The organism is Falsiroseomonas oryziterrae, assembly GCF_021864505.1.
In the GTDB taxonomy this organism is placed as follows: Bacteria; Pseudomonadota; Alphaproteobacteria; order Acetobacterales; family Acetobacteraceae; genus Falsiroseomonas; species Falsiroseomonas oryziterrae.
Genome location: NZ_JAKJIB010000321.1, coordinates 1 through 4,722, shown reverse-complemented (window position 1 = coordinate 4,722; position 4,722 = coordinate 1). Strand labels below are relative to the sequence as shown.

The window sequence follows — 4,722 nt, the reverse complement described above, 5'->3', positions numbered from 1 at the left end:
CAGGTGGCGGCGAAGACGAAGGCCAGCACCGGCATCGCGAAGCGCGGCGCGGGCATGGCCTCGCCCTCGGCCGCGGCGAGCTTCTCGGGCGGCGGCGCCTGCGGGACCAGCAGCCGGTTGAGCGGCAGACCGATGACGAGATGCAGCGCCGCCCAGGCCAGGCAGGCGCCGCGCCAGCCCCACATCTCCTCCATCACCGCCGAGAGCGGCCAGCCGACGGTGCTCGCGAAGCCGGCGATCAGCGTGATGCCGGTGATCGGCGCGCGCGCCGCGCGGCCATAGAGCCCGGCGAGCGTCGCGAAGGCCGCATCGTAGAGGCCGAGCGCCATGCCGATGCCGAGCAGCACCCAGCCCAGCACCACGGCCCATAGACCAGGCGCCGCGCCGAGCAGCGCGAGGCCCGCGGCGAGCACGAGGTTCGAGAGCACCAGGACGTCGCGGCCGCCGCGGCGGTCGATCGCGCGGCCGACCCATGGCCCGAGCAGCGCGGACAGCACCAGCGCGCCCGAGAAGGCGCCGAAGATCCAGGACGAGGAAAGGCCAAACTCGGCGGCCATCGGCGCGGCGAGGATCGCCGGCAGGTAATAGGAGGACGCCCAGGCGAGCGTCTGCGCCGCACCGAGCGCGACCACCACGCGCCGCGTGCCCTCCTGCGGCGCACTCACGATGCGCGACCGGCGGCGCGCTCTGCCCTGTCAGCCATGCCGCATGGTCGGGGCCGAAGGCGCGGGGGGTCAACCCCGCGCGCTCATCCCCGCCGCCGCGGCTTTACAGGCTGCCCCAGACCTCCTCGGCGACCTCGACGCAGCGGCGCAGCTTCGCCCACTGCTCCTCGACGGTCAGCACATTGCCTTCCTCGGTCGAGGCGAAGCCGCATTGCGGGCTGATCGCGAGCTGGTCGAGCGGCGCGTATTTCGCCGCTTCCTCAATGCGACGCTTCAGCAGGTCCTTGGTCTCGAGATCGCCGCGCTTCGAGGTGACGAGGCCGAGCACGACGGTCTTGCCCTTCGGCAGGAAGCGCAACGGCGCGAAGCTGCCGGAGCGCTCGTCGTCGTATTCCATGAAATAGGCGTCGACGCCGATCCCGTTGAACAGCACCTCGGCGACCGGGTCGTAGCCGCCGGAGGCGATGTGCATGGAGCGGAAATTGCCGCGGCAGAGATGCATGGAGACGACCATGTCCTTCGGCCGGTCGGCGATCGCCTGGTTGATCAGCGCGGCGTATTTCTGCAGCAGCCCCTCGGTCTCCTCGCCGCGCGCCTTGAGGCCGGCGATCTGCTCCGGATCGCAGAGATAGGCGATGTTCACCTCGTCGAGTTGCAGGTAGCGGCAGCCGGCCTTGGCGAAGTCATCGACGGCGGCGGCATAGGCGGTGCCGAGATCGGCGAAGAAGCCGTCCATCTCGGGATAGGTGTGCGTGTCCACCGCGCGGCGGCCGCCGCGGAAATGCAGCACCGACGGGCTCGGGATGGTGATCTTCGGCACGGCGCCGCCGGCGTTGTCGCGCACGAAGGCGAAGTCGCGCACGAAGGGATGGCCGGCATAGTGGATGCGACCGGTGACCTTGAGGCCATAAGCCTTGGTCTGGCCGCCCTGGAACTGGATGCCCTGGTCGCTTTCGTACATCTCGACGCCGCCGAGGCCGGCGAGGAAGTCGAAATGCCAGAAGGCGCGGCGATACTCGCCGTCGGTCACCGCCTTCAGCCCGATCGCCTTCTGCTCCGCGATCACCTCGCGGATGAAGCGGTCCTCGGTCTCGCGCAGCGCCTCGGCCGAAAGCGTGCCGGCGGCACGCGCGGCGCGCGCGTCGCGGAGCGGGATCGGGCGGAGCAGGCTGCCGACGTGGTCGGCGCGGAAGGGGGGCACGGTGCCGGGCATGGGCGCTCCTCTGATTTGGCCGCGCTGCATGCAGCGGGCGGGGAGACAAGCCGGCGGCGCGCGGAAACGCGACGGCCCGCCGGGATCGCTCCCGGCGGGCCGCATACCATCACGCCGTCATTGCATGCAACGCGGGCCGGCGGGTCTCAGTCGGCGGTCGCCCCCGTCTCCCGCACCAGCCTGCCCCACTTCTCGGATTCGGCGCGCGCGAACTGGAGGAACTCCTCCGCGGTGCCGCCGCGCACGATGGCACCCTGCGCCGCCAGCATCTCGCGCAGCTCGGGGACACGGAGGATCGAATCGACCTCCGCCGCGAGGCGTCGCACGCGATCGGCCGGTGTGGCGGCATGCACCGCGAGGCTCATCCAGGTGGCCGAGATCAGGTCGGGCACGCCCTGCTCCACCGTCGTCGGCACGTCGGGCAGGAGCGCGAGGCGTTCGGTATGCGCCACCGCGATCGCCTTCATCCGGCCGTCGCGCACGAAGGGCGCGGCGGAGAAGGCGGCGTCCCACATCGCCATGGTCTGCCCCCCCACCAGCGAGGTCAGCGCCGGCGCCGAACCGCCGAAGGGCACATGCGTCGCCTCGCCGCCGCGTCCCATCGCGCGCGTCATCGCGATGGTCAGGTGCGAGGGCGTGCCGATGCCGGCGGAGGCGAATTTCAGCTGGTCTCCCATGCGCCGCGAGAGTGCGAGGAACTCCTGCAGGTTGTTGGCCGGCAGCGAGGGCTGCACGACCAGCACCAACGGAATCACGCTGATCAGCGACGTCATCGCGAAGTCGCGGAACGGGTCGTAGGGCAGCCGGCGATAGAGATGCGGGTTGATCGCGATCGGCCCGGAGGGCGTCGCGAAGACCGTGTGCCCGTCGGGCGGCGTCTGCAGGAAGGCCTGGGCGGCGACGATGCCGTTCGCGCCGGGCCGGTTCTCCACCACCACCGGCTGACCCCAGCGCTCGGCCAGGCGCTGCGCGACCACGCGGGCCTGGGCGTCGGCCGAGCCGCCGGCGGCGACCGGGACGATGAAGCGCATGCCGCGGTTCGGATAGGCTTCCTGCGCCCGGGCGCCCGCGGCGCTGAGCAGCGCGGGCGCGGCAAGCAGGGTCAGCGCCGTTCGGCGGTGAAGGGTCATGGCGTTCGCTCCCGGTTCGGCTGCGCGCCGATTAGGGGATGTGCGGCCCTGCATGCAAGGCCGCGGCGTCGGGGCTTAGCCGCCCATGCGCCGCCGCAGCCGCTCCTGCCCTTCTTGCGGCATGTGCAGGCCGAGGCGCGAGCGGCGCCAGAGCACGTCATCGGCCGTGCGCGCCCATTCCTTCGCGACCAGCCAATCCAGCTCGCGCTCGGTGAAGCCGGCGCCATACGCCTCGCCCATCGCATTCGGCCCGCTCGCGCCGCCGAGCAGCGCGTCGAGGTCGCTTCCATAGGCGCGCACCAGGCGCCGCAGCGTCGCGGGCTCGAGCCAGGGATGGCGGCGCGCCATCTCCGCCTCGAACTCCGGGAGCGTGCGGCCGCCGAACTCGCCGCCCGGAAGCGGCGCGCCGTCGGTCCAGGCGGTGCCCTCGCGGCCGAGTGCCGCGCCGATCTGCGCCACCGCATCCTCGGCGAGGCGGCGATAGGTGGTGATCTTGCCGCCATAGACGGTCAGCACCGGCGCCTGCCCGGCCGGCGCATCGGTCTTCAGCACGTAGTCGCGCGTGACGGCGGAGGGGTTGTCGGCGCCATCGTCATGCAGCGGGCGCACGCCCGAATAGGTCCAGACGATCTCGGCCGGATCGGGCCTGCGGCGGAACTGGCGGCCCACCGCGTCGCAGAGATAGGCGGCTTCCTCCGGCGTGCAGTGCGCCGCGCGCGGGTCGCCCTCATGCGGCACGTCGGTGGTGCCGACCAGGGAGAAGCGGCCCTCATACGGAATGACGAAGACCACGCGGCGGTCGTCGTTCTGCAGGATATAGGCCTGCTCGCCCTCGTAGAGCGCGGGCAGCACGATGTGGCTGCCGCGGATCAGGCGCACGCGGTCCTGCGCGCGGGCGCGGGCGGCGTCCTGCGCCTCCATCACCCAGGGGCCGGCGGCGTTGACCAGGGCGCGCGCCTGGACCTGGCGCTCCGTGCCGTCCTCGGCCACCAGCCGGCAGGTCCAGCCATCCGGGCCGCGCTCGGCGCCGGCGAAGGCGGTGCGGACCAGCACCTCGGCGCCGCGCGCGGCGGCGTCGCGCACGTTCAGGACGACGAGGCGGCTGTCCTCCACCCAGCAATCCGAATAGGCGAAGCCGTCGGTGATCTCGGCCTTCAGTGGCGCGCCCCAGGCGTGGCGCGAGAGCGGCACGCCTTCGGCGCCCGGCAGGCTGACGCGACGGGCGAGGTGGTCGTAGAGGAAGAGGCCCGCGCGGATCACCCAGCGCGGTCGCATCTCCGGCCGGTGCGGCAGCACGAAGCGCATCGGCCAGACGATGTGCGGCGCGATGCGCAGCAGCACCTCGCGCTCCGCCAGCGCTTCCCGCACCAGGCGGAACTCGTACTGCTCCAGATAGCGCAGCCCGCCATGGATCAGCTTGGAACTGTTCGAGGAGGTCGCGCCGGCCAGGTCGCCGCGCTCGACCAGGCAGGTGGAGAAGCCGCGACCCTGCGCGTCGCGCGCGATGCCCGCGCCGTTCACGCCGCCGCCGATGACAAGGATGTCGAACCGGTCGGGCATCAGATCCGATGCGCCGGCACGCTGCCGTTCCCTCTGACTTGCATGCAGCGCTTATGCCATGGCTCGTGCGACCTGTCGCCCTGCGCCGGTCACCGGCGCCCCAGCGCCGCGACCTCGCGCCGCGCCTCGGCGGCCAGCGCCGGCCGGCCTGCCG

At 72.4% G+C, this 4,722-nt stretch carries 4 protein-coding genes; all 4 read right to left on the bottom strand.

Translation table 11 applies throughout. From position 1 onward, the window contains the following. Positions 1-665 (bottom strand): MFS transporter (locus L2I40_RS19240; protein WP_237216800.1); only part of this gene is annotated, 665 nt, incomplete at its 3' end. A 103-nt stretch (positions 666-768) separates the two neighbouring features. Continuing rightward, a complete protein-coding gene (locus L2I40_RS19235; protein WP_237216799.1) occupies positions 769-1,878 on the bottom strand; it encodes a 5-methyltetrahydropteroyltriglutamate--homocysteine S-methyltransferase in 1,110 nt (369 codons plus the stop codon). 146 nt (positions 1,879-2,024) lie between these two features. Continuing rightward, positions 2,025-3,008: a Bug family tripartite tricarboxylate transporter substrate binding protein gene (locus L2I40_RS19230; RefSeq protein ID WP_237216798.1), complete on the bottom strand. Its 984-nt coding sequence runs from the start codon at positions 3,006-3,008 to the stop codon at positions 2,025-2,027. Between the two features lie 75 nt (positions 3,009-3,083). Continuing rightward, positions 3,084-4,568, bottom strand: coding sequence for a glycerol-3-phosphate dehydrogenase (glpD, locus tag L2I40_RS19225; protein WP_237216797.1), 1,485 nt, complete (start codon positions 4,566-4,568; stop codon positions 3,084-3,086). Positions 4,569-4,722 lie beyond the last annotated feature (154 nt).